General features: G+C 57.5%; 26 protein-coding genes. 22 read left to right on the top strand and 4 right to left on the bottom strand.

The window, feature by feature from the left end; all coding sequences use genetic code 11:
• Positions 1 to 27 precede the first annotated feature (27 nt).
• A complete protein-coding gene (locus LG301_RS02215; protein WP_404473038.1) occupies positions 28 to 984 on the top strand; it encodes a homoserine kinase in 957 nt (318 codons plus the stop codon).
• Positions 984 to 2,903 carry a biosynthetic arginine decarboxylase gene (speA, locus tag LG301_RS02210; RefSeq protein ID WP_404473036.1) on the top strand — a complete coding sequence of 640 codons (1,920 nt, stop codon included), beginning with the start codon at positions 984 to 986 and terminating at the stop codon, positions 2,901 to 2,903. Before LG301_RS02215 ends, speA begins: the two co-directional genes overlap by 1 nt.
• A gap of 245 nt (positions 2,904 to 3,148) precedes the next feature.
• On the opposite strand, the gene LG301_RS02205 is transcribed toward speA, so the two are convergent.
• Both LG301_RS02205 and thpD read right to left on the bottom strand, forming a co-directional pair.
• Positions 3,149 to 3,814: a fumarylacetoacetate hydrolase family protein gene (locus LG301_RS02205; protein WP_263066222.1), complete on the bottom strand. Its 666-nt coding sequence runs from the start codon at positions 3,812 to 3,814 to the stop codon at positions 3,149 to 3,151.
• A gap of 137 nt (positions 3,815 to 3,951) precedes the next feature.
• Positions 3,952 to 4,914 (bottom strand): ectoine hydroxylase, encoded by a 963-nt coding sequence (thpD, locus tag LG301_RS02200; protein WP_404473034.1) that lies wholly within the window; start codon positions 4,912 to 4,914, stop codon positions 3,952 to 3,954.
• 320 nt (positions 4,915 to 5,234) lie between these two features.
• Here thpD and LG301_RS02195 point away from each other — a divergent pair, with 320 nt between their 5' ends.
• Positions 5,235 to 5,708: a DUF4124 domain-containing protein gene (locus LG301_RS02195; protein ID WP_404473032.1), complete on the top strand. Its 474-nt coding sequence runs from the start codon at positions 5,235 to 5,237 to the stop codon at positions 5,706 to 5,708.
• A gap of 665 nt (positions 5,709 to 6,373) precedes the next feature.
• On the opposite strand, the gene LG301_RS02190 is transcribed toward LG301_RS02195, so the two are convergent.
• Positions 6,374 to 7,438 carry a phage portal protein gene (locus tag LG301_RS02190; RefSeq protein WP_404473030.1) on the bottom strand — a complete coding sequence of 355 codons (1,065 nt, stop codon included), beginning with the start codon at positions 7,436 to 7,438 and terminating at the stop codon, positions 6,374 to 6,376.
• Positions 7,435 to 9,225, bottom strand: coding sequence for a terminase large subunit domain-containing protein (locus LG301_RS02185; RefSeq protein WP_404473028.1), 1,791 nt, complete (start codon positions 9,223 to 9,225; stop codon positions 7,435 to 7,437). Before LG301_RS02185 ends, LG301_RS02190 begins: the two co-directional genes overlap by 4 nt.
• 143 nt (positions 9,226 to 9,368) lie before the next feature.
• Here LG301_RS02185 and LG301_RS02180 point away from each other — a divergent pair, with 143 nt between their 5' ends.
• The 19 genes from LG301_RS02180 (at position 9,369) to LG301_RS02090 (ending at position 21,383) form a co-directional block, all read left to right on the top strand.
• On the top strand, positions 9,369 to 10,184 hold the full coding sequence (locus LG301_RS02180; RefSeq protein WP_404473026.1) for a GPO family capsid scaffolding protein: 816 nt from the start codon (positions 9,369 to 9,371) through the stop codon (positions 10,182 to 10,184).
• Positions 10,185 to 10,229: 45 nt separating this feature from the next.
• Positions 10,230 to 11,252: a phage major capsid protein, P2 family gene (locus LG301_RS02175; RefSeq protein WP_404473024.1), complete on the top strand. Its 1,023-nt coding sequence runs from the start codon at positions 10,230 to 10,232 to the stop codon at positions 11,250 to 11,252.
• Positions 11,252 to 11,932, top strand: a complete 681-nt coding sequence (gene gpM, locus LG301_RS02170; RefSeq protein WP_404473022.1) for a phage terminase small subunit — start codon at positions 11,252 to 11,254, stop codon at positions 11,930 to 11,932. The genes LG301_RS02175 and gpM overlap by 1 nt, the downstream gene beginning before the upstream one ends.
• Positions 11,933 to 12,036: 104 nt before the next feature.
• Entirely contained in the window at positions 12,037 to 12,498 is a 462-nt protein-coding gene (locus LG301_RS02165) for a head completion/stabilization protein (protein ID WP_404473020.1), read from the top strand.
• Positions 12,495 to 12,710 (top strand): tail protein X, encoded by a 216-nt coding sequence (locus LG301_RS02160; protein ID WP_404473018.1) that lies wholly within the window; start codon positions 12,495 to 12,497, stop codon positions 12,708 to 12,710. Before LG301_RS02165 ends, LG301_RS02160 begins: the two co-directional genes overlap by 4 nt.
• Before the next feature lie 23 nt (positions 12,711 to 12,733).
• Positions 12,734 to 13,078 (top strand): putative holin, encoded by a 345-nt coding sequence (locus tag LG301_RS02155; protein WP_404473016.1) that lies wholly within the window; start codon positions 12,734 to 12,736, stop codon positions 13,076 to 13,078.
• Positions 13,075 to 13,344, top strand: coding sequence for a phage holin family protein (locus LG301_RS02150; protein WP_404473014.1), 270 nt, complete (start codon positions 13,075 to 13,077; stop codon positions 13,342 to 13,344). The genes LG301_RS02155 and LG301_RS02150 overlap by 4 nt, the downstream gene beginning before the upstream one ends.
• 1 nt (position 13,345) lies before the next feature.
• Positions 13,346 to 14,158, top strand: a complete 813-nt coding sequence (locus tag LG301_RS02145; protein ID WP_404473012.1) for an N-acetylmuramidase domain-containing protein — start codon at positions 13,346 to 13,348, stop codon at positions 14,156 to 14,158.
• Complete coding sequence (locus LG301_RS02140) at positions 14,155 to 14,505, top strand: hypothetical protein (protein WP_404473010.1); 351 nt, start codon at positions 14,155 to 14,157, stop codon at positions 14,503 to 14,505. Before LG301_RS02145 ends, LG301_RS02140 begins: the two co-directional genes overlap by 4 nt.
• Positions 14,489 to 14,626: a hypothetical protein gene (locus LG301_RS02135; protein ID WP_404473008.1), complete on the top strand. Its 138-nt coding sequence runs from the start codon at positions 14,489 to 14,491 to the stop codon at positions 14,624 to 14,626. The genes LG301_RS02140 and LG301_RS02135 overlap by 17 nt, the downstream gene beginning before the upstream one ends.
• Positions 14,623 to 15,108, top strand: coding sequence for a phage tail protein (locus LG301_RS02130; RefSeq protein ID WP_404473006.1), 486 nt, complete (start codon positions 14,623 to 14,625; stop codon positions 15,106 to 15,108). Before LG301_RS02135 ends, LG301_RS02130 begins: the two co-directional genes overlap by 4 nt.
• Positions 15,105 to 15,560 carry a phage virion morphogenesis protein gene (locus LG301_RS02125; protein ID WP_404473004.1) on the top strand — a complete coding sequence of 152 codons (456 nt, stop codon included), beginning with the start codon at positions 15,105 to 15,107 and terminating at the stop codon, positions 15,558 to 15,560. Before LG301_RS02130 ends, LG301_RS02125 begins: the two co-directional genes overlap by 4 nt.
• 78 nt (positions 15,561 to 15,638) lie before the next feature.
• Entirely contained in the window at positions 15,639 to 16,208 is a 570-nt protein-coding gene (locus tag LG301_RS02120) for a phage baseplate assembly protein V (RefSeq protein WP_404473002.1), read from the top strand.
• Positions 16,208 to 16,546: a GPW/gp25 family protein gene (locus LG301_RS02115; protein WP_404473000.1), complete on the top strand. Its 339-nt coding sequence runs from the start codon at positions 16,208 to 16,210 to the stop codon at positions 16,544 to 16,546. The genes LG301_RS02120 and LG301_RS02115 overlap by 1 nt, the downstream gene beginning before the upstream one ends.
• On the top strand, positions 16,543 to 17,448 hold the full coding sequence (locus tag LG301_RS02110) for a baseplate J/gp47 family protein (RefSeq protein WP_404472998.1): 906 nt from the start codon (positions 16,543 to 16,545) through the stop codon (positions 17,446 to 17,448). Before LG301_RS02115 ends, LG301_RS02110 begins: the two co-directional genes overlap by 4 nt.
• A complete protein-coding gene (locus LG301_RS02105) occupies positions 17,441 to 18,529 on the top strand; it encodes a phage tail protein I (protein WP_404472997.1) in 1,089 nt (362 codons plus the stop codon). The genes LG301_RS02110 and LG301_RS02105 overlap by 8 nt, the downstream gene beginning before the upstream one ends.
• Positions 18,526 to 18,885: a phage tail protein gene (locus LG301_RS02100; RefSeq protein WP_404472995.1), complete on the top strand. Its 360-nt coding sequence runs from the start codon at positions 18,526 to 18,528 to the stop codon at positions 18,883 to 18,885. Before LG301_RS02105 ends, LG301_RS02100 begins: the two co-directional genes overlap by 4 nt.
• Before the next feature lie 9 nt (positions 18,886 to 18,894).
• A complete protein-coding gene (locus tag LG301_RS02095; RefSeq protein ID WP_404472993.1) occupies positions 18,895 to 20,925 on the top strand; it encodes a DUF1566 domain-containing protein in 2,031 nt (676 codons plus the stop codon).
• A 65-nt stretch (positions 20,926 to 20,990) separates the two neighbouring features.
• Positions 20,991 to 21,383: a four helix bundle protein gene (locus LG301_RS02090; RefSeq protein ID WP_404472991.1), complete on the top strand. Its 393-nt coding sequence runs from the start codon at positions 20,991 to 20,993 to the stop codon at positions 21,381 to 21,383.
• The last annotated feature ends 179 nt before the right edge of the window (positions 21,384 to 21,562 follow it).

Below are 21,562 nucleotides of genomic sequence, written 5' to 3'. Positions count from 1 at the left end.
GGGCTTAGCAACCTGGGCGAGACTCAAATGGCTGTATTCACCCCGCTTAGCGACGCACAGGTCGCTGCGTTTTTGGAAAAGTTTGATGTAGGTAGCTTCGTTTCCCTTCAGGGGGTGGCGGGCGGCACAGAGAATTCCACGTTTTTTGTAACGACCGACCACCGCGAGCTGGTGTTAACGCTGTTTGAACAGGGCGAACATGAAGAGCTGCCGTTTTTTGTTGAGTTACTGGATTATCTAGACGAGCACCGTCTGCCGGTGCCTGGCACCATTCATGACCGTGAAGGCATTGCGCTACACAGCTTGGCGGGCAAGCCTGCGCTGCTGTTTCCGCGACTGCCAGGCCGTCATCCTGAAGCGCCCAATGTGACGCAATGCAGCGTGCTAGGTGAAACACTTGGCCGCCTGCACGTGGTTTCTCAGCGTTTTCAAGGACACCGCCCCAACCCACGCGACCTGCATTGGCTACGGGCAGTACATCACAAGGTACTCACTTACCTAAGCCCGGAAGACCAGGCACTGATGAAGAATGAAGTGGATGACTTCGAAAGTGCCTTTAGTCAGTATGGCGAGCTGCCCCAAGGCGCACTGCACGGTGATCTATTCCGTGATAACACCTTATATGACGGCGACCAGCTGGGCGGCATCATTGATTTTTACAATGGCTGCACGGGTGATTTGCTGTTCGACCTAGCTATTGTTATTAATGACTGGGCAACGAACGAAGATGGCTCACTCAATGCGCAGCGCCATGACGCCATTCTCAGCGCCTATCAAGCACGTAGGCCCCTCACTGCCGACGAAAAAGCATTATGGCCCACGATGCTACGCATGACGGCGCTGCGCTACTGGCTTTCACGCTTACTGGTGGTGTACGTGGACCCGCCAGCTCACGACTTAACGCCCCACGACCCTGAGCGTTTTCGTACTATTCTAAAGGCACGCATCTTATTGGGTGCGCTACCGCTTCCAGAGGCTTCTTAATGAGCGAAACGGTCACCAGCAACAGTCCCGCGCTTCGCGCACGTCGCACATGGAATATTGACCAGTGGGGCAGCGGTTACTTTGATGTCGACGATCATGGCCAGGCATTGGTGCGCCCTCATGGCAACGATGCCGAAGGGCCTGCGCTGCCCATTAGCGGGTTGGTACGCCAGCTCCAGCAAGCCGGGCTACGCCTGCCGGTACTGGTTCGCTTCAGCGATATTCTCCACGACCGGGTAGAACAGCTATGCGGCGCCTTTGACGCCGCTATGCAGGACGCAGAGTACCAGGGTGGCTACACGGCGGTTTACCCTATCAAGGTCAACCAGCAGCGCCGCGTGGTAGAAGAAATTCTCGCCACAGCGGAGCGGGGCAATGGTCGCGTGGGTCTGGAAGCCGGCAGTAAGCCAGAGCTTCTGGCCGTGCTTGCTCTATCAGACGGTGGCTCTTCGCTGATTGTGTGCAATGGCTATAAAGACCGCGAGTATGTTCGTCTTGCTCTGTTAGGCGAAAAGCTTGGGCACCGCGTTTACCTGGTGGTTGAAAAGCTCTCTGAATTAACGGTCATTCTGGAAGAAGCCCGCGAGCTGAATGTTATGCCCCGTATTGGACTACGGGCACGGCTTGCCTCGGTGGGCAAAGGCAAGTGGCAAAATACCGGCGGTGAAAAATCTAAATTTGGCCTGACCGCGAGCCAGATTCTTGAGGTTGTGGAAACGCTTCGTGCCCAGGACGCCCTGGCAAGCTTACAGCTAGTGCACTTTCATCTTGGCTCTCAGATCGCCAATATCCGCGATATTCAACGCGGCCTGCGCGAGTGCGCGCGCTTTTATCAAAACCTGATTACCCTCGGCGCGCCCATTGACACCGTTGACGTGGGCGGCGGCTTGGGTATCGACTACGAAGGCACCCGCTCGCGCAGCTACTGCTCCGCCAACTACTCCATGCGTGAATACGCCCGCAACGTTGTGAGCGCGTTTGCCCAGCTGTGCCAAGAAGCCAGCCTGCCCCAGCCTCATTTGATCAGTGAGTCTGGCCGCGCGCTGACGGCGCACCATGCAGTTCTAGTAACCAACGTCATTGGCGAAGAACGTATTGATGACACTCCCCCGGAGCACACACTGCAGGATGACCCTCAGGTAGAGGCGCTGTGGCGCGTGTTCGAGCAGCTGGCCGAAACTCAAGAACCGCGAGTGCTGGTAGAAGCCTGGCACGATTTACTCCAGGCCGTGAGTGAGCTTCAAGACCGCTTTGTGCTGGGATTAAGCGATATAAATGCTCGCGCTATAGGCGAGCGGCTCTATATGGCCGCCTGTGCAAGGCTACGGGGCCAGCTGGACACCCGTAATCGCGCTCATCGTGAAATACTGGATGAGTTAGCCGAAAAGCTCGCCGACAAACTGTTTGTAAACTTCTCGCTCTTTCAGTCGGTGCCTGACGTGTGGGGGATTGAGCAAATCTTCCCCGTACTGCCGCTCAGCGGGCTAGACCAGGCGCCAACGCGACGCGCCGTTATTCAGGATATAACCTGTGACTCCGATGGCCGCATCGACAGCTATGTAGATGGTCAAGGCGTGGAAAGCACGCTACCGCTACCTGAGTGGAAAAGTGAAGATGAGCGCTGGATCGGCTTTTTCTTGGTGGGTGCGTATCAGGAAATTCTTGGCGACTTACATAACTTGTTTGGTGATACCGACTCGGTAGACGCCGCGCTGGATGCCGATGGCAACTGGGTGATCTCCAATGCCCAGGCAGGTGACTCGGTGGCTGATGTGCTGGCTTACGTCAATTTTGACGCTAAGGTGCTTCAGCAAAAGCTGTTTGCACAGCTTGAAGCGAGCGGCTTCTCCCCCCAAGAGCAGGTGCACTTTGCCGCAAGCTTAAATGAGGGCCTTGAGGGTTATACGTATTTAGAGTAGTAAAGCAACGCCCTAACAGGGCGCTACAGCGTGTTCTCAAGCACTATCGTCACGAACTATCTTCAAGAGCTCTCTCAAGAACTCTCTTCAAAAACTTTCTTCAAGAACTCTCTTTTAATACCCACTCTACACAAAAATGCCCCAGTGCTGGATATCGCACCGGGGCATTTTTTATCGCTAACTGAAGGAGTGGCTCAATTAGCTAGGCAGCCAGGGGTATACGGCTTACCTGTTCACGTATCGGCTTACTCTACCACGCTCGTCGTGATGTCTAGCCCGCCGGTCAGTGTTAAACGTAGCTTGGCACCCCGTGGCAATACCCCCACGCCGGCAGGCGTGCCGGTGAGCACAATATCGCCGGGCTCTAACGTAAAATGACGGCTCATTTCCGCTACCAAGGTGGGGATAGCAAAAATCATGTCAGCGCCTTCACCATGCTGGCGCTCTTCCCCATCAAGCTCAAGCGTAAAGCTCAACGCATTCCAGTTAGGCACGCGGCTTAGCCGAAGAAATGGCGACAGCGGGCAAGCGCCATCGAACGCTTTCGCGATTTCCCAGGGATGGCCTTTCTCTTTTAACTGCGTTTGCACATCGCGCAGCGTGAGATCCATAGCAAGGCCGATACCGGTAATCGCACGCTCTGCCTCGTCTTGCGTCGCATGGGTCAGCGTTTCACCGACGAGAAGCGCCAATTCAACTTCATAATGCACATCGCCCCTGGAAAAAGGCGGGGCCAGCGGCTTGGTTAAATCAACAACACTCGTCGCTGGTTTAATAAATAGCAGTGGCTCACTGGGAACAGGGTTATCCAGCTCTTTGGCATGGTCGGCATAGTTGCGGCCGACGCATACGACTTTGCCCAGCGTGTGGGGAAACTCCTGCCCATCGGTAAATTGTGGAACAAAACGCATGGCGGGTGCTCTCCTTCTCATTATGCGTGCCGCATTCGCAACGACAAGCGCAATAGTCTACCCCACCTATACCTATGTTCCACAACCTAACGCAGGCTTTTTACTCAATGGCGGGCTTTTCGCCTAAACAACGCCCCCTACTCCGGCTCGTGGGCTAGAAAATCTGGACGCTGTTTGGGCGCCGCAAACGGCTTAACGCAGCGGTTATCAGATCGATTAAACACGAAAAACACGTTGCTACGCGGATCGGGCGAAAGATTAGCGTTTGACGCATGCAGCGTGTTGCAATCAAACAGTAACAGCCCACCTGCTTTACCCTTCGGCGCTTCAATGCCGTGCTTCTCCACCAGCGTTGTTAACACCTCATGGCTTGGAACGCCTACCTCCTGCGCTTTGAGCGAGCTTTTGTGGTTATCCTCAGGGGTTTTCCCCAAGCAAGGTACAAACTCTAAGTGCGAGCCCGGAATTAGCATCAGCGGCCCGTTAAATTCATGATTATCCGTAAGAATCAACGATGCGCTGACGGCGTGCATATTGGGCATGCCATCTTCTGCATGCCACGTTTCAAAATCAGAATGCCAATTGAACCCCTTACCAGCGAAACCAGGCTTATAGTTAATCCGCGACTGATGCACATAAGGGTCATCACCAATAATCTGCCGTGCGGCACCTGCTAAGCGCTCATCCTTCGCCAGCTTTTCAAACCGTTTAGACAGCTTATGAACCGCAAAGAGCGAGCGTATCTCGTGGCTTGCAGGCTCTGTGACGCTAAACTCTTTATCTCGGTAGGCGTCATTATTCATCAGCTCGCTCATCTCTTGGCGCAAAGCATCTAGCTCATCGCCACTAATGAGATTAGGAATAAACAAAAACCCATTACGCTCAAACTCATTGAGCTGTTCTTGAGATAGCGGACCTGATAAATCCCGCCCTTTGACCACCGCGTCACGTCGCGGATGGGTAGAAGCTGCTGGCGCTGCTGCTAAACGCGTGGGGTACATGTCGTCTACCTTCGCGCTCTGGGCAGACGGCATATCGGTCATTTCGCTGTATTGCTTATGGGCCGTGACCGTATTGAAAGGGGTACTTTTGACTGTCATCTAATCCACTCCTTGTATGATTAGGTTTCAGATCTACACCATGGCAACTTCAGCCGCGAAGGGCCAATCCACCATGCAGTAGAGAAGATAGACAATCTAGGCAGGCCTGCAAGCAAGAACCAGGCGCATCATAACGTGTGTTATTACAAAAGCGTTTCAGCACGCCAAAGCATGTTTCTGTGTACACTTTTCAGCTACTTAACCACACCCACCAACTATGCCAAAACGCGCATTTTTAAGAAATTTGATTCAAAGCATCCTAAAACCAAATTTATATTGGTAATGTTATGTTTCCGATATTTGCTTAGGCATCATGGAAGATGAACAAATACACCTTGGCTGCTCTCCTGGCTTTGCTTCCCCTCTCTGCCCACGCTGAGATTTTCCGGTGTGTTTCTAACGGACATACTGTCTTTCAAGATTTTCCTTGTGAGGGTTCGCCCTCTGAGCGTGTCAACGCCAACACGATCAATATCATGTCAGCCCCTACGTATCAACCGCCCAGGCCATCCACTCCACAACCTCAATCACGTAACAACAATAACAATAGAAGCCATCAAACGTGGACAGATCGCCGTAACGCCGAAACAAGGTCTCGTCCATCACTGGTCAGAGGGATGCCCAGGCAGCGTGTATTTGATGTTTATGGCTCGCCTAATTCACGATCTACCGTCATGAGAAATGGACAGGCGTGCGAGCGCCTTACATGGCATAGTCCCCGTGCATATTCAGGCACCATTACAGCTATAATTTGCGATCAGAAAATTTATTCTGTTTACGGGCCACATCGTTGAATTTATTTTACCCCTTAGCGGTGTCTACAGCGTGGACACTTTGTAGACACATACGAAAAAGCCGCCCCGAGGGACGGCTTGATCATGTTCTCTAACGCTTTGCTTTATAACCACTTTTAGTGGTGCCGACACCAGGAGTCGAACCCGGGACCTACTGATTACAAGATATATCAATTTAATATAATAATCAGTTTGATATAAGAAAAAGAACTATGTAAAAGGGGTGTTGATAGCCCATAAAAAACAATAACTTAAAGAAACGTACTACGAAGCAAAACCGCAAAAATAATGGGCGGCAGAAAAGCGCATGATTGCGCATGAAAACGCATAAAAATATAACCCCTTATAACCACCATTCCGCCCAGTAACGGCGCGGCTTTGATGCCTGCCGCAAGAGTGCATAAAAAATACTATATTTAGCGCGCGGGCGGGGCGGGGTGACGATAGCGCGCCGTGGGTCGCCGCCGTGGGTGGGTAGGCGAGCCGTACAGCTCGCACAAGGCGCGTTCTCTGTTTGGATGAGGTCGGGATCAGGTAAAAATAAAGGCGCTTAAAACGAATAATAAAGCTAATAAAAAGACTAATGCGACTCATTTAAAAAATAGCTTCATGTGTGCGCGCACAAAAAAGCCGCCCAGGCAGGCGGCTTTGGTTAGCGCGTTGCTTTACTCTTCGCTGGGATCGCTAAGCGTATAAGGGTCGAACTTCACCACCTCTTCACCAACGTGTTCGTTAATCTCTCTCATGGTCGCTTGCAGTGGTTCCAGTTCGTTGGCTACGAATACACGCGCCGCCTTCTCGATATCACCAAAGCCCCCGGTGTTTTGTGGAATGATGCCCATCAGCTGGGGTGGTATGCGGTGCCCTGCTAGCTGGTCATCGCGGGTAATGTTTTTGATGTTGTAGAACTCGTCTTTGGCCGCGACCTCGCTAACCGGAATAATCTGCACCCCATCCTTCTTACCCCTGGGGGAGTATAAAAACAGGTTGCGGAAGTTGCCCGGCCCCTTGCTCTCTTTAAGCGCTTTACGCATCGCATTGATGTCTTTCTGATCATGGGCGGGGTCGTTCACGTACATAATGAAACCCGCATGGCTGCCGTTGAGGTAGTACCGCCGGCGGAACAGGGTGGCACTCTCATTCAGCCACGCGCTTTGCAGTGAGCCGATATAATCGGGCACCCCATAAATGCTTTGATCGATATCGGGTTCAAGCAGGTGGATGGTGCGGCCTTCGGGCATTTCCACCCGCTCCATGTAGTTAGGTATCCACCAGTAGCGGTCATCATCACCGCGCCGCATGTATTTAGCCGCGCGATGCTGCAGGCCTAGCCGACGACCAAGCCGCCCTTTCACTTCCTCAAGGTAGCCATTACCAAAAACCATATAATCAAGGGCAAGCGCACTAAAGTCGCGGCGGCTTAGCAGGGGGTGGGGGATAAACGTCTTTAGCAGGATGTTGCGCTTAACCTGCATCGCGCTGCCATGGTGCGGTGTTGCCCGGTAGGTTTTTGCCAGCACGCTAAGCGGGATCGGCGGCTCGTACCACTCATCAGGCGTTAACCAAACACCCTCATACCAAACATCACGCATTGAGGTGACCGGCTCAGGGTCGCCGAAGCTAAATGCCTCCATCCGTCCGCTGCTGGCGGGCGCCGCCGGTGCAGTCTGGTCAGTCTCATAGGCATAAACACGGTGCCGGGGTTTTTCCGCAGCGGTGGTCGTTGTCATTCGTACATCTCCATTAATGATTGACCGGCGCCCTCATTTGCCGGGCCGTCGAGCGGTTCGAAGTGAAGGGCGTGCATAGTGGCCCAGGCCAAGTCGGCGTGGCCGGTAGCCTTGTTGCGGCCTGATACGTAAGTGAATTGGCGACCGCTGCCGGTAAGCTCTTTTTTGATCGCCATAAAAGAGGCCGCCAAGTCAGACCAGCCCGCATCAAACTCTAGGCGGTCTTTTCTCATGATCTGCTGTGCCTGCATGACCATTTGGGTCTTCAGGGCAACGTCATAGCGATATCTGATAACGGTGGGGAACCACTTTTCGACATACTCAGCGACAGCGCCGCCGATGCCCGTGGTATCAATGCCAATGTGGCCAATGTTGTATTTGTCGCGGAAGGATTCGATAAACTCGGCCTGTTTTTCATAGTCCTGGCCTTTCAAGCGATGCCGCTCTAATACGCGGTGCTTCTCATCGCTAGAGCGTGCAGGCAGCACAACCACCAGCCCAGCGCCGTCGCCATCTTCGCCGGTGCCGGTGGGGTCGTAGCCAATCCACACTTCCCGATCACCCACCGGTCGAGGTGCAAATGGTCGGTAGTCGTCCCACACTTCCCAGCTGTCGACCATGCAGGCCTTCATCGTCGCCAGCGGGAACGCGCTTTGTGAATCATCGACAAACCCGCACATCAGCAAGTTATCGAACTCTTCGGGGGAGTATTCGAGGCGCAGCTGCTTAAGATCGAACAGGTCGCAACCGCCCTCCATTGCGTCAATGACGGTGACGATCTGCCGCCAATGGCCATCGGGGCAGAGCTTCCCGCTCTTCAGCGCATCGTGAGAAACATCAAACTCTTCGCGCTCAGATTTTTTACGCCGCTTATTGAACAGGTCACCGTTCCAGAACGGGTAGCCCTCATGACCAACGCTGGAAGGCGTGCTGAAGTAGGTCTGCCGCCACTTCTTATGCATGGCCATGCCGCTGGTGACCTTGCGGAACTCGGCAAAGCGGTGAATCCAGAAATACTCATCAAGATAAACGTCACCGTGGTACCCCTGGGCGGTTTTGCTGTTGGTACCCAAAAAGTGCAGCTCGGCGCCGTTATCCAAAACAATCGGATCACCCTTCAGCTCGACATCGCATACTTCTTTAACGAACTGAACGATGTAGTTACGGAATATGTGGGCCTGGGCGCGGCTGGCAGAAAGAAAAATCTTGTTGCGACCATGTTGGAATGCATCAACGATGGCCTCGCGGGCGAAGTACCACGTTGCCCCAATCTGGCGGCTTTTGAGGATGTTACGAATGCGGTGTTTCTGCCCTGCCTCATGCCACACCGCCTGATATTCGAACAGCGAATCAAGAAACGCCGCTTCAAGCGCCTCGACCTGCTCATCATCCAAAGCGTTGCGCCGTGGCTTCTTCTTGGGCCCAGCGTTGCGCGCATCAATGTTCGGGTTTAAGTCGCCCTCGCGCCCGGTTTCGTCATATTTGCGAACCCTGGCCAAGCGCTCCATTTGCCGCCCGAGCAGATCAATCTCTTTATAGTGTTTGCCCTCTTTCTCAGGCAGCGCGATCAGTTGCACCATTCGCGCTTCAAGCGTGTGCTCTACCCGCTCGGTGGGCGTGGCATCTTCCCACCGGTCGCGCGCCTTCCAGCTATGCACCGTTGCCGGTTTCTCGTTAATAAACTCAGCAATGCGCGCAACCCGCCACCCTTGCCAGTAGAGGTGGCGGGCGGTCATGCGCGGCGATTCTTCGGCGCTCGGTATCGTGTCGTGGGCTGTCGTCGTCATGCCGCCAGCGTACCCGCCGCGCGCGATACCCACGCCCGCCAAGGCTTGTCCTATTCCAGTCGCACAACGCGCAACCGTTGAGCCGGAACGCTTACGCGCGGAACCTGAGCGCTATCAACCGAAAACCGCTCAGGATGCACACCATGGCAAAGTTTTTCCGCGTCGCCACCGAAGGCGCAACTACCGACGGCCGCGAGATCCAGCGCGAATGGATCGAGCAAATGGCCGCTAATTACGACCAGAACATGTACGGCGCGCGAATTTGGATGGAGCACATTCGCGGCATCGGTGCGGATAGCGCCTTTGGTGCGCTAGGTGACGTGCTCTCAGTCGAAGCGCGGGAAGTGGAAGACGGAAAGCTAGCCCTGTTTGCTGAGATCGAGCCGACCGAGCAGCTAAAAGAGATCAATAAGCGCCGCCAAAAGGTTTACACCAGCATCGAGGTAAACCCGAAGTTTGCAGATACCGGTGAAGCCTATCTCGAAGGGCTGGCGGTAACAGACTCCCCAGCATCGCTAGGCACCGAGTTCCTGAAGTTCAGCCGCGACAAAGGCAGCGCCTCACCGCTTGCCAGTCGCAAGCAGCACGCTGACAACCTATTCACCGAAGGGGTGGAAGTGGAGCTGAATTTCAGCGAAGAAAAGCCCCCGGCATCCGAAGGCTTGAAGGCCAAAATTGCCAGCCTGTTCAAGCGTCACGACACAAAAACCAGCAAAGGCTTTGAAGCGTTCCGCACCGAGCTTGAGGGCACGCTAGAAGTCGTCGCAGAGCATTACAACGCGCTCGCCGATGACCTAGAAAACCGCCCAACCGCCGAAGCGTTCAACCAGCTGCAAAGCGATCACGACGCGCTGAAAAATAGCTTCGATGAGCTGTACGCCGCGCTCGACAAAGAACCAGACACCCCGCGCCGCGCTGCTGCCACCGGTGGCGGTACGGTTGAAGAGACCGACTGTTAGGCATCGCCCAGCAAACGCCACCGCCACTAATTCAAGGGAAACACAATGCGCAACGATACCCGCAAGAACTTCAACAAATTTAAAACCAAGCTGGCTCAGCTGAACGGCGTTGATAACACCAGCGAGCAATTCAACGTCGCGCCCAGCGTTCAGCAAACGCTAGAAGCCCGCATGCAGGATAGCAGCGAGTTCCTATCACAAATCAACATGATCGGCGTGGATGAGATCAAAGGGCAGAAAGTCGGCCTGGGCGTATCCGGCCCTATCGCCGGTCGCACCAACGTAGATGCCAATGAGCGCGAAACCCGCGACGTAACAGAGCTGAGCGACAACAGCTACGAATGTGTCAGCACCGAGTTTGATACCCACATTCGCTGGTCGCAGCTAGATGCATGGTCGCGCTTCCCAGATTTTCAGGCGCGCATCCGCAACGCCATTCTGCAGCGCCAAGCCCTCGACCGCATCATGATCGGCTTTAACGGCACCAGTGCCGCCGCCGAAACCGACCGAGCAGCCAACCCGATGCTGCAAGACGTTAACAAGGGCTGGCTGCAAAAATACCGCGACCACGCACCGGCGCGCGTGCTAACCGGCGGCGCAGCAGCAGGAAGTGTCACTGTGGGTGCAGGCGGTGATTACGAAAACATCGATGCCCTGGTGTTCGATGCCGTTAACGAAATGATCGACCCCTGGTACCGCGAGGACACCGCCCTGGTGGCCATCATGGGCCGCAAAATGTTGGCCGATAAATATTTCCCGCTGATTCAGCAGCACGCCGAAACGCCAACCGAAAACCGCGCGCTAGATCTCATGATCAGCCAAAAGCGCGTGGGCGGCCTGCAGGCAGTGCGTGCGCCGTTCGTGCCAGACGGCTCCATCCTAATCACCTCGCTAGCCAACCTGTCCCTCTATTGGCAGCTCGGCAGCCGCCGCCGTTACGTCATGGACAACCCTAAGCGCAACCGCATCGAAAACTACGAAAGCTCCAACGATGCCTACGTGGTGGAGGATTACGGTTTCGGCTGCCTGGTTGAAAACATCACTGAAGTAGCCGCCGGGGGTGCGTGATGAAAAGCCCAGCCCGTAAACACTTCGAGCGGGTGTGCGCCGCGAAAGCGGCGGGCACCGCAACCCCAGGTGAGCAGCAACAAGGCGAGCAGTACGAGCTACACGCTCACGCGCTCTACGAAGCCCGCCGCACGCTGAAAAAGATCAAGTCGACTCAGGCAAAGATCGAAGAAAAGCGAAAGATGCTGCCTGACTTCATGCCATATGTGGACGGCGTTCTATCAGAAGGCAAAGGCGCAAAAGACGACGTGCTAATGACGCTAATGATCTGGTGCATCGACGTAAGCGATTTTGAAAAAGCGCTAGAAATTGGAGCCTACGCAATGAAGCACGGTATTGATACGCCCGACCAGTTCGACCGCGACACCGTCAGCATCCTAGCCGAAGAGATCGCCGAGGGCGTGAAGGTCCAGCTCGAAAAAGAAGGGGCCGATGCCGACGCCCTCGCTAACGTGATGGCGCGCACCGTAGCGGTCGTTGGCGATCACGATATGCACGACCAGATTAAGGCCAAGCTGCACAAGAGCTACGGCTACGCCCTACGCGCCGCCGAAGACGCAGAGGGCGCACTGGAACAGCTAAAGCAGGCACTAACGCTCAATGAGCGAATTGGTGTCAAGCAGGATATTCAGCAGCTAGAACGGCAGCTAAAGAACGCAGGCGAAAAGGCTAACGCCTAACGCCCGACCGAGTCGCACCCCGACGGCAAGGGGGCACCGCCAAGCAAGGGCTTTCAGCCACGCGCGAAGCGGTTCACCCCCTTCTTTCTTAACAGGTGGCCAGCATGATTGCCCACGGCAACAACCCAGCAAGCCCGCCGCTAGAAACGATAGGCAACAACGGCTTTTGGCCCGATATCGACCCCAACGAATTCAAAGACGAGGAGCGCGTGCATAACGTCACGCCGCCACGCATCCGGCAATCACTGCGCGCAGCAATGGCGGATATCAACCGGCAGCTAGCCAGCTACCAGGCAGAACAGCAAAGCAGCGCCCGCACCACCATCGATGAAGTGCCCATCGAGCCATGGCAAACACCCGGCGATCTACAGTTGCTCTACTTGCGCGCCGTCTACGCCCAGGCTCAAGCCGACCTGCTGGAACGCTACCGCGACGCATCAGCCACCGGAGAAGGCGACGAACGTGGAGAAGCCAAAGACCTCGCCGCCGACGACTACCGCGCCGATGCCCGCTGGGCCATTGCAGAACTAACCGGCCGCAATCACACCACCGTCGAACTGATATGAAGCGCACCGCCCGCGCCCACCAAGGCGAAACACTCGACGCCCTGCTCTATCGCGTCTACGGCAAAACCGCCGCGATTACCGAGCAAACGCTTCAGCTAAACCCGCACTTGGCAGAGCAAGGCCCGGTGCTCAAAGAGGGCACGGCGGTAGTGCTACCACCACCGCCAGAAACCCGCGAAACCAAAAAGCCCAAAATTCAGCTGTGGAGCTGAGCAAAACAGGAAAAGGGGAACACATGGCCGAACCATCAACCGCCGCTGCCGCCGGTACCGCATCGCTCGCCGCGCTGGTGATCGGCATGCTACCCGGCATCGACGCCAATGCAGTCGTCGGCGCGTTTTGCGGCGCCACGCTGTTTGTTATCAGCGCAAAGGAGCTAGGCATCCTAGAGCGCCTGGCGTACCTGTTAATCAGTTTTTGGGTGGGGTACCTCGGCGGCCCCGCCACACTCGGCAGCATGCTGGAACACTCTGCCGTAGCCGCGTTCATCGCATCCGCCGTTTCCGTTACTGCCGGGCTGAGAGCAATCGAGGGAGTAAAAACGCTCGACCTCAAGGCATGGCTGGGGGGTAGAAAGTGAGCCTCGCCTACGCAATCACCATCGCCGCCGCGCTTGTCGTCGTTGCGCGGCTGCTAACGTTTCGCCGCCGTGGGCGCTACCGCCCAGGCGTATCGCTCGCCGCATGGCTAATCATCGTACTGGCCACCGTGCTAACAGTGCTTGGCCCACCGCCAAGCGATGCCGCCCGCTGGCTAATCGCCCTCGCCATGGTGGCATTGGCCATCGGCCTAATTCGCACCGGCGGCAACGTCGCCCACCTCATCCGCCCACTACGGAGGCAATAGCATGTTGCTACGCCAAGGCTCCATAGGGCCAAGCGTTACCGCCCTGCAGCGCGAACTTAACGCCGCCGGCTATGCCGTCAGTGTTGATGGCCACTTTGGCCCGGAGACCGAGCAAGCAGTGCGCAGCTATCAGCGCTCGCAAGGGCTGGTAACCGACGGCATTGCAGGCCCAAAAACCCGCGCGCTACTGCATGGCCAGAAAGATGAGCGCCTGCTTAGCCAAATGGATCTGGTAGACGCCGCCGAGCGCCTAGGGGTAGAGCTAGCCGCCGTCATGGCCGTCAACGAAGTGGAGAGTCGGGGAAAAGGTTTTCATCATGGCGGCCCGCGCAATGGCCAGCCGATTATCCTGTTTGAACGCCACATCATGCGCCGCCAGCTGCAGCACCACGCAATTAACCCTATGCCGCATCAGCACAAGGCGCCCGACATCGTAAACGCCAGCCCCGGCGGCTATATCGGTGGCCACTGGGAGCACAGCCGACGCGAGCGAGCGGGCAAGATTCACGCCGCCGCGTCGATTGAGTCAGCCAGCTGGGGGCTGTTTCAGATCATGGGCTTCCACTGGAAGCGCCTGGGTTACGAATCCGCCGAAAACTACGCCGCTGACATAGCGATTAGTGAAGCAAACCAGCTAGATGCGTTCGTGCGTTTCGTTGAAGCGGATAGAGGCATTCACGCCGCGTTGCGCCGCCAAGACTGGGCAGACTTCGCCAGCCGCTACAACGGCCCCAATTACGCCGCCAACGACTACGACACCAAGCTAGCCGCCGCCTACCGCCGCCACTCACAAGGCTTGAGGCTGGCGGCATGAACAAAATCACTCTTATGGTGGGTGCTGCTGCAATACTTATCGCCTTTCACTCAGGATGGAAGGTCGCCCACTGGCAAAACGAAAGCCAACAGCTCACCGCTGAGCGCGCCGCCCAGCAAGCAATCAACGCCGCTATGGCGCGTGAGTCAGAGATCGCCGCCAACGTCGAATCACGCCTGGCAGAGTTGCAGGCCAACGAACGGGTAATCGATAGGGGGATCATCCGTGAAATTCAAAAGCCGATTTACCAGCGCGTTTGCCTTGAGCCTAGCGTTATCAGCCTGCTCAACAACGCCGCCGCCGGAACCGAGCCCGATACAGCAGAACTTGATGAAGCGCTGCCCTAGCGTGCTGCCACTGCTCAGCACTGGCACCGGCAAAGATGTCGCTCTAACAATGAGCGCCTGGGCAGCGGAGTACCACCGCTGCGCAACCCGCCATAACGGCCTAGTGGAAACCCTGCAATGATCAAACTGCACTCGCTACGCCAACACCTGCTAAGCGCGGTGCCCGAGCTAAAGCGCAATCCCGAGCAGCTACACACATTCGTAAACGACGGCAAAGTGAAGTTCTCACGTGGGCAAAACCTCAGCCATCAGTATGCCGTAGACGCCCAAATCATCATCACTGACTACAGCGGCTCACTCGATACCGTGATGATCCCGTTATTGCAGTGGCTCAACACCTACCAGCCTGATTTAGTCGAAGACGAAGCCGTCCAGCTAGAGGCCGAAATCCTCAACAACACACACTGGGATCTCGCATTAACCGTCCGTCTAACAGAGCGCGTGGTTGCAAAAGTCGATTGCGAAACCGGCAGCATCAACGCAGAGCACCGCATGCCCGCCTTCCCGGTTGACGCCTGCCCCGCCAAGCAATGGCAGCTCAACATCAAGCACCCGGGCAATGACGACTACACCCAAGAAGCCGAATGGGATAGCCCAGAATGAGCGACGAACTCAAACAGCTAGAAGACTGGGTGGCGCCGCTAATCGAAAAGCTCACGCCAAAAGAGCGCCGCGTCCTAGCGCGCGAAGTGGCGCGGGATCTGCGCGTTGCCAACCGCGAGCGCATAAAGGCCCAAGTCAACCCCGATGGCACACCGTTTGAACCTCGCACCGAGCTGCGCGGGCAAAGCGGTGCTATTCGCCGCCGAGCCATGTTCACCAAACTGCGCACCGCTAAATACCTCCGCATCAAAACCAGCGCAAACGACGCCAGCGTTAATTTTCTCGGTAGAGTCTCCCGCATCGTCCGCGTGCACCACTACGGGCTACGGGATCGTGTAGAAAAGGGCGGCCCCCAGCACCGCTATGCAAGCCGGAAGCTGCTGGGGTTCGATAACGCAGACCGTGAACGCATCCGCGACAGCCTCATCAACCACCTAACCCCGCGCGGCTAAGCGTCGTCGCTTGTCCTAGCGCGCTCGCACAACGCAACTCGCTACCCCTTCGCGCGTAAGCCGCGCAGCATTGGCGGCATGAATAACGCCGCCGAACTACTCCGCCTAATTGAAAACCTACTCCGCTTTGGCGCAATTGCCGAGGTAGACCACGGCGCGCCCGGTGAGCGCCTGCCTGCCGTGCGCGTGCGCTCCGGTGCACTGCTCACCGGCTGGCTGCCCTGGGCCGGTGGTCGCGCGGGAACAACCCGCGATTGGAACCCGCCCACGGTCGGCGAACAGGTAATGATACTTTCGCCCGGCGGCGACCTCGCCAACGCGGTGGTAATGCCTAGCCTGTTCCAGTTATCAGCACAGCCGCCCAGCAATGACCCCAGCAAGATTTCCCGCGAATTTCCCGACGGAGGGCTATTCGAGTACGACCACGAAACGCAGGTATTCAGGATCAACCTGCCAAACCGGTTAGAAATCGTCGCGCCTGGGGGCACTCAGTGGCTCGGCGACATTAGTCATCAAGGCGATATGCAGCGAGAAGGCAGTTACGCCCAGGAGGGAGGTAGCCACACCCACAACGGCAAAAACACCGGCAGCGACCACAAGCACGGCGGCATTCAGCCCGGCCCCGGCAATACAGGGGAGCCGATCTAATGTCAGGCATGAGCGCACAAACAGGTCGCAAGCTAGAAGGCCTCGACCATATACGCCAGAGCGTGGCAGACATTATCACCACGCCCATCGGCTCCCGCGTCATGCGCCGCGACTACGGCAGCCTAGTGCCCGAGCTGCTCGATATGCCCATGAGTGACGCGCTCATGATGCAGGTATATGCCGCCACCGTGATTGCAGTCACCCGCTGGGAGCCTCGCATCCAGATCACCGGCACTCGTCGCACTGTTAACGCCAAGCAGCCAGGCGCCGTTGTTATCGAGCTAATCGGAAAAACCGCAGCGAGCGAACCGCTGAGCATAGGGGTACCCATTGCATGAGCACGCCCATCGACCTCTCCAAGCTGCCCGCTCCGACGATTATCGACCCGCTCGACTTTGAGCAGTTATTCGAAGAGCGCAAGGCACGGCTAATCGAGCTAACGCCCGAAGCTGAGCGCGAAGAGCTAGCAGAAACCCTGCAGCTAGAAAGCGAGCCCCTGGTCAAATTCCTGCAAGAGTCCGCCTACCGCGAACTGATTTTAAGGCAGCGCCACAATGAGCGCGCCCGCGCGCTAATGCTCGCCTACGCCGAAGGCCCTGAGCTGGATCACATCGGTGTCACCTACTACATGACCGAGCGACTCACCCTGCAGGCAGCCGACCCCGACGCCACGCCGCCGGTGGAGGCGGTCATGGAAAGCGACCCCGACTACCTGCGCCGCATCCTGCTGGCACATGACGCATTCAGCACCGCCGGTGGCCGCAACGCATACCGCTACTACGCGCTAGGCGCTGACCCGCAAGCTAAGGACGCCGACGCCATACGCCCGCTGGCGGGATTGGTTCAGGTCTACGTGCTATCCCGTGAAGACGATGGCGAAGCATCGCCCGCACTAATTGCAGCGGTGGAAAGCGCCTTGAATGCCGATGACGTGCGCCCGCTAAGCGACACCGTGCGAGTCACAAGCGCAACGGTGTTGCCGTTTACAGTCACAGCCACGCTTGAGCTACGCAACGGCCCCGATGCCGATGTGGTGCGTGAAGAGGCCATCGCGGCCGCCCGTGATTACGTCAACCAGCGGCATGCCCTTGGCGAAGTGATCGTCGCGGGCGCGCTGGAATCCCGCCTCTACGTGCCCGGCGTCGAGCGCGTCATCATGGCGTCGCCGCTGCAGGACATTGGCGGCGATGCCAGCGAAGCGCCCTACTGCATCGCTATCGAGGTGGTAGTTAATGGCTAGCCTGCTTCCACCCAACGTCACGCCGCTAGAGCGCCGCATAGAAGCAAGCGATGCGCTGATCGAGCGGGCGGACGCGCCGTTAAACACCATTTGGAGTGCGCAAGATCAGCCCGCCGACATGCTGCCGTGGCTCGCCTGGGCGGTCGGCGTCGATGATTGGGATAGCCAGTGGGAAGAACAGCAAAAGCGCGACGCTATCGACGAAGCCATACCCATTCGACGCAAGCGCGGCACGGTGTGGGCAGTCAAACGCGCCCTGGAAGTGCTCGGCTATAGCGATGTTGAGCTACTTGAACACACCGGGCAGCGCGAAAAGTGGTTGGCTGCTGGTGGGCTGCTGCTAGACGGCAGCTGGACGCTAGACGGGCGCTCAATGCAGGTCGAAAACGCCCCGCGCGTAGTGACAACGCATTGGGCGCAATACGCCCTAGCGTTCAATATCAACGATGCCCCCTTTACAGCCCGCAGTCAGCGCCGCCTCCGCCGTCGTGTCGAAGCCGCCGCCCCGGTGCGCTCCGAGCTCATCGCCCTCATCTACCGCTACGCCACCGAGTTCGATGCGCGGATCTGGTTATCCGCTCCGCAAAATCGCATTAGCCAGCGCTATACCGGTTGCCGTGGCGAACAGGTGCACCGCGCACGGCTGCTTAGCGGCTGCTGGTCACTTAGCGGCGGCTACGTACCGCGCCTGCTCAACGACGCCAAACGCCTTGATGGTAGCTGGCAGCTCACCGGCCAATCACCCACCGGCGAGCCGCTAAATCATGGCTGGGGAGCGGTGGCCACGCGCGTCAAGCAGCGCGCCGCCATGGGGGTGCAGTCGCAAAGCCGCAACCACTGGGCACTCAACGAAGTAGAAGTCGACCGGCTCGACGGCACCTGGAAGCTAAACGAAGTGGTTGATGGCCATCGGATGCTAGACGGCAGTTGGCCACTTTCCGTTGGGCGACTCACCCAGCGCCGCCGCCCGCTGCTAAACGGTGCTCGCACCTTGGGCGGTATGCAAACCCTCGACAGCATCGGCACCACTGCCCGCGCGGTAATGCGTGACCGCCGCATCAAAACGGAGATCCGCCTGTGAGCGATGTTATACCAGCCAACAAACAGTTTCGCGCCAAAGTCGCCGCCGCCGTGGCAGCGGGAACCGCGCCGCCCAGCATTACCCATGCCGCGTGGGGCACCAACGGCGACCCGGCTAGCGATGACGATCAAGCCCTCGGTAGCGAAGTACACCGCCAGCCGGTGGATAGCGCAACCGCACAAGACGCGCTGCTAACCGTGCTTGCCACACTTCGCGGCGCTGACGTAGAGGGCTACGCCGTTCGCGAGATCGCCATTATTGACAGCGATGGCGACCTCGCTGGCCGTCGCGCATTCCGCCCGCTTGAGTTGGAGCCGGGTACCGAAATCGAAACCACCCTAACCCTGCAGTTTTAAGGAGGCATCATGGCCGACTACCTAATCCCAGGCGCTGAGCCCGGCTTCAGCGAAGAGCTGCGAGCCATTACTGAAGCTGACCCCGCTCACCCGGACACCTGGAATCCTCAGAACCTAGCGCTACTGAAAAACGACCACTGGCTTCGTGCCAAGATCCTAGAAACCCAAGGGCAAGTGGAAGACATTCTCGGCAGCGACCCGATTAACCTATCGGATCGTCTTGACGCACTGGTCGAATACGGCGCTCAGCGCGTATTCGTTGAGCGCCGCGAGCAGGTGCCGACGTTTGTCGTCACCAGTGCCGTGGGCGGTGATGACTCTATCGACCTAGAAAGCACCGACGGTATTCAGGCTGGCCAGCATTACTTCATCAATGATGCCAGTAATGTGCAGATAGTCCGCGTCGCTGAGGTTCTATCGGGGCAGCGCATCACTCTGACCACCGTCCTGACCAGCACCGTTGCTAGCGGGTCAACGCTGAGCCGCATTGCGCCTAGCGATTACGCCACGCCAGAGCTGAGCGATATGGATCGCGGTGCCTACTTGTACGCCCAGGGTGAAAGCCTGAGCGCCCGCTACTGGACGGGTAGCGCCTGGCAGAACCTGAACCAGCGCGCCGACGGAAGCTGGGACATACCCAGTAATATCACCCGCGTTCGTGTTAGCGGCAGCGTGAGTCGCGTGGCCGTGATTACAGCGCTACCTATTGGGGTAACACGCCGCCCTGAGAACGTGAGCCCAGCAGAAGGCGCTACCGGCGTGACCGCGACGCCCACGCTAACCGGGGGCGCCTATTATCCGCTGTATGGCGTGCCGCAAGAGCGCCGCCGTTTTTGGGTATTTGAGGCCGGTGGCGACGCACCCATTTATGAGGCCGATGAAACGCCCGCAGGCGACACGCCGGTCGTATCGCATACGGTGGCCACGCCCATCAGCATTGGCGCCAATCATGAATGGCAATACCAAGATCGCAACGTCGAAGGCGAGTGGGGGCAGCGCTCACCGCGCACGCGCTTTGGTACCGCCAGCACCTATGTGGACGCGCCGAGCGTTACCTCACCACTAGACGCCGCAACGGGCATCCCAGAGCAGCCGGTCATCGAGCTATCAGCGTTCAGCGTGGTAAATGGCAGTGACACGCATGCGGCTACATCGCTGCGAGTGAAGGACGACACCGGTGCCGTCGTTTACCTGCTCGACCGCTCCACTAGCCAGCTGAACAGTGTCACCATTCCCGAGGGCATTTTGCAGCCGGGTGAGCGCACCTACACCATCGAGCCACGCCACCACGGGGCCACTTACGGGGATTCAGCCTGGGGCGCGGCCATCAGCGTGACCACGGCGGCTAGCTTCGTGCCTGATTTTGAGAGCGAGATCGGCGCACCTTACGGCGGCGGGTACGTCGCGGGAACCATCGTTTCGGATTACGACGGCCAAACCTACGGCCTGATCGTCTCGGACGGTGGCGGCGATAGCGTGCAAGTGGGCGATGGCACCATGAATTGGCGCACGTCACGCACATCAGTAACGACCACCAATGGCGTGCCACCGATGACGCTAGCGGACGGTCGAGCCAATCACAATGCGATTCTAGCGGTAGGCAATCTGAACGCCTTCCCTGCCTTCAAGTGGATCGAGGATAACTGCAACGCAGGCGCGGGGCTTAATGGACACACCGATTGGTACCTGCCAAGCCGCGATGAGCTGGAAATCATTTACCGAAACTTCAAGCCGACCACGCAAGACAACAGCACAAGCACGCGCACCACATCGGGTTTTGGTGGCGATGGCGCGGTGTTCGGTACCAACGCTAGCTCAATACCTGCCGGTACTGGCTACACCTTGTCAGCACCGTCGCAAACCGCTCAAGCCAGCTTTCAGGAAGGCGGTGCAGACGCCTTCGAGGCCAGTATCTACTGGTCAAGTACGGAGCGCGACGCCAGCTACGCCTGGTACCAGATCTTCTACAGTGGCCTTCAGGGCTACACCAACAAGGACAATAGCTACCGAGTGCGCGCCGTCCGGAGAATTGCCCTTTAACACTTCACCCTTTAACCCTTTAGGGCGGTGGTGACACCGCCCAGGACGATCAAGGCAAGGACGCAATGAAGGCCAAGGAAACGCCGATATACGCCACCACCTACCAGCTAGCCGAAATGCTGCTGAGGGTAACTCGCAATTTTCCACGCGACCTAAAACCAACGCTCGGGCAACGCATCATGGACACCAGCATGAACATGATATTGACCATTTACCGCGCCAATGCCGCGCGGGAAGGTCGCGCCGAGCTGGTCGAAAAAGTGCTGGAAGATCTGCAGGTGATCGAAATGGCGATACGGCTAGCGAGCGACCAGCACCTCATCAGTCGCAAACAGCATGGCCAGTTGATCGAGTTAACCGACTCCATCGGCCGCCAAGGCTACCGGTGGAGGCAAGACGCCCAGCGGCGCCAAGCGCCGCGCACCAACACCAGCAAAAGGTATGGCCAGAATGTGTAGAGCCAAGGCTGTACGCAGCGAGCCGATAATCTCGGACTGCTCCCGCAGCGATATGCAGCCGCAGGGCGCACGCAGCGAAAAGGAAAATACCAGTTTCACCGCGGTTCATGACGTCCCGTGGTGCGACGTGTCAGTGAGCAGCTTAACGAAGACGCCTTCGAGGCCAGTAACTACTGGTC

Source organism: Vreelandella venusta (assembly GCF_044809155.1).
GTDB classification, from domain to species: domain Bacteria; phylum Pseudomonadota; class Gammaproteobacteria; order Pseudomonadales; family Halomonadaceae; genus Vreelandella; species Vreelandella venusta_B.
Note: the sequence above shows the minus strand (reverse complement) of the source record. Positions and strands in the feature narration are given on the sequence as shown.

What these genes read in the sequence shown, in the direction of transcription:
- LG301_RS02215 (WP_404473038.1), top strand. Translation starts at nt 28, where the DNA reads ATGGCTGTATTCACCCCGCTTAGCGACGCACAGGTCGCTGCGTTTTTG.
- speA (WP_404473036.1), top strand. Translation starts at nt 984, where the DNA reads ATGAGCGAAACGGTCACCAGCAACAGTCCCGCGCTTCGCGCACGTCGC.
- LG301_RS02205 (WP_263066222.1), bottom strand. Translation starts at nt 3,814, where the DNA reads ATGCGTTTTGTTCCACAATTTACCGATGGGCAGGAGTTTCCCCACACG.
- thpD (WP_404473034.1), bottom strand. Translation starts at nt 4,914, where the DNA reads ATGACAGTCAAAAGTACCCCTTTCAATACGGTCACGGCCCATAAGCAA.
- LG301_RS02195 (WP_404473032.1), top strand. Translation starts at nt 5,235, where the DNA reads ATGAACAAATACACCTTGGCTGCTCTCCTGGCTTTGCTTCCCCTCTCT.
- LG301_RS02190 (WP_404473030.1), bottom strand. Translation starts at nt 7,438, where the DNA reads ATGACAACGACCACCGCTGCGGAAAAACCCCGGCACCGTGTTTATGCC.
- LG301_RS02185 (WP_404473028.1), bottom strand. Translation starts at nt 9,225, where the DNA reads ATGACGACGACAGCCCACGACACGATACCGAGCGCCGAAGAATCGCCG.
- LG301_RS02180 (WP_404473026.1), top strand. Translation starts at nt 9,369, where the DNA reads ATGGCAAAGTTTTTCCGCGTCGCCACCGAAGGCGCAACTACCGACGGC.
- LG301_RS02175 (WP_404473024.1), top strand. Translation starts at nt 10,230, where the DNA reads ATGCGCAACGATACCCGCAAGAACTTCAACAAATTTAAAACCAAGCTG.
- gpM (WP_404473022.1), top strand. Translation starts at nt 11,252, where the DNA reads ATGAAAAGCCCAGCCCGTAAACACTTCGAGCGGGTGTGCGCCGCGAAA.
- LG301_RS02165 (WP_404473020.1), top strand. Translation starts at nt 12,037, where the DNA reads ATGATTGCCCACGGCAACAACCCAGCAAGCCCGCCGCTAGAAACGATA.
- LG301_RS02160 (WP_404473018.1), top strand. Translation starts at nt 12,495, where the DNA reads ATGAAGCGCACCGCCCGCGCCCACCAAGGCGAAACACTCGACGCCCTG.
- LG301_RS02155 (WP_404473016.1), top strand. Translation starts at nt 12,734, where the DNA reads ATGGCCGAACCATCAACCGCCGCTGCCGCCGGTACCGCATCGCTCGCC.
- LG301_RS02145 (WP_404473012.1), top strand. Translation starts at nt 13,346, where the DNA reads ATGTTGCTACGCCAAGGCTCCATAGGGCCAAGCGTTACCGCCCTGCAG.
- LG301_RS02140 (WP_404473010.1), top strand. Translation starts at nt 14,155, where the DNA reads ATGAACAAAATCACTCTTATGGTGGGTGCTGCTGCAATACTTATCGCC.
- LG301_RS02135 (WP_404473008.1), top strand. Translation starts at nt 14,489, where the DNA reads ATGAAGCGCTGCCCTAGCGTGCTGCCACTGCTCAGCACTGGCACCGGC.
- LG301_RS02130 (WP_404473006.1), top strand. Translation starts at nt 14,623, where the DNA reads ATGATCAAACTGCACTCGCTACGCCAACACCTGCTAAGCGCGGTGCCC.
- LG301_RS02125 (WP_404473004.1), top strand. Translation starts at nt 15,105, where the DNA reads ATGAGCGACGAACTCAAACAGCTAGAAGACTGGGTGGCGCCGCTAATC.
- LG301_RS02120 (WP_404473002.1), top strand. Translation starts at nt 15,639, where the DNA reads ATGAATAACGCCGCCGAACTACTCCGCCTAATTGAAAACCTACTCCGC.
- LG301_RS02115 (WP_404473000.1), top strand. Translation starts at nt 16,208, where the DNA reads ATGTCAGGCATGAGCGCACAAACAGGTCGCAAGCTAGAAGGCCTCGAC.
- LG301_RS02110 (WP_404472998.1), top strand. Translation starts at nt 16,543, where the DNA reads ATGAGCACGCCCATCGACCTCTCCAAGCTGCCCGCTCCGACGATTATC.
- LG301_RS02105 (WP_404472997.1), top strand. Translation starts at nt 17,441, where the DNA reads ATGGCTAGCCTGCTTCCACCCAACGTCACGCCGCTAGAGCGCCGCATA.
- LG301_RS02095 (WP_404472993.1), top strand. Translation starts at nt 18,895, where the DNA reads ATGGCCGACTACCTAATCCCAGGCGCTGAGCCCGGCTTCAGCGAAGAG.
- LG301_RS02090 (WP_404472991.1), top strand. Translation starts at nt 20,991, where the DNA reads ATGAAGGCCAAGGAAACGCCGATATACGCCACCACCTACCAGCTAGCC.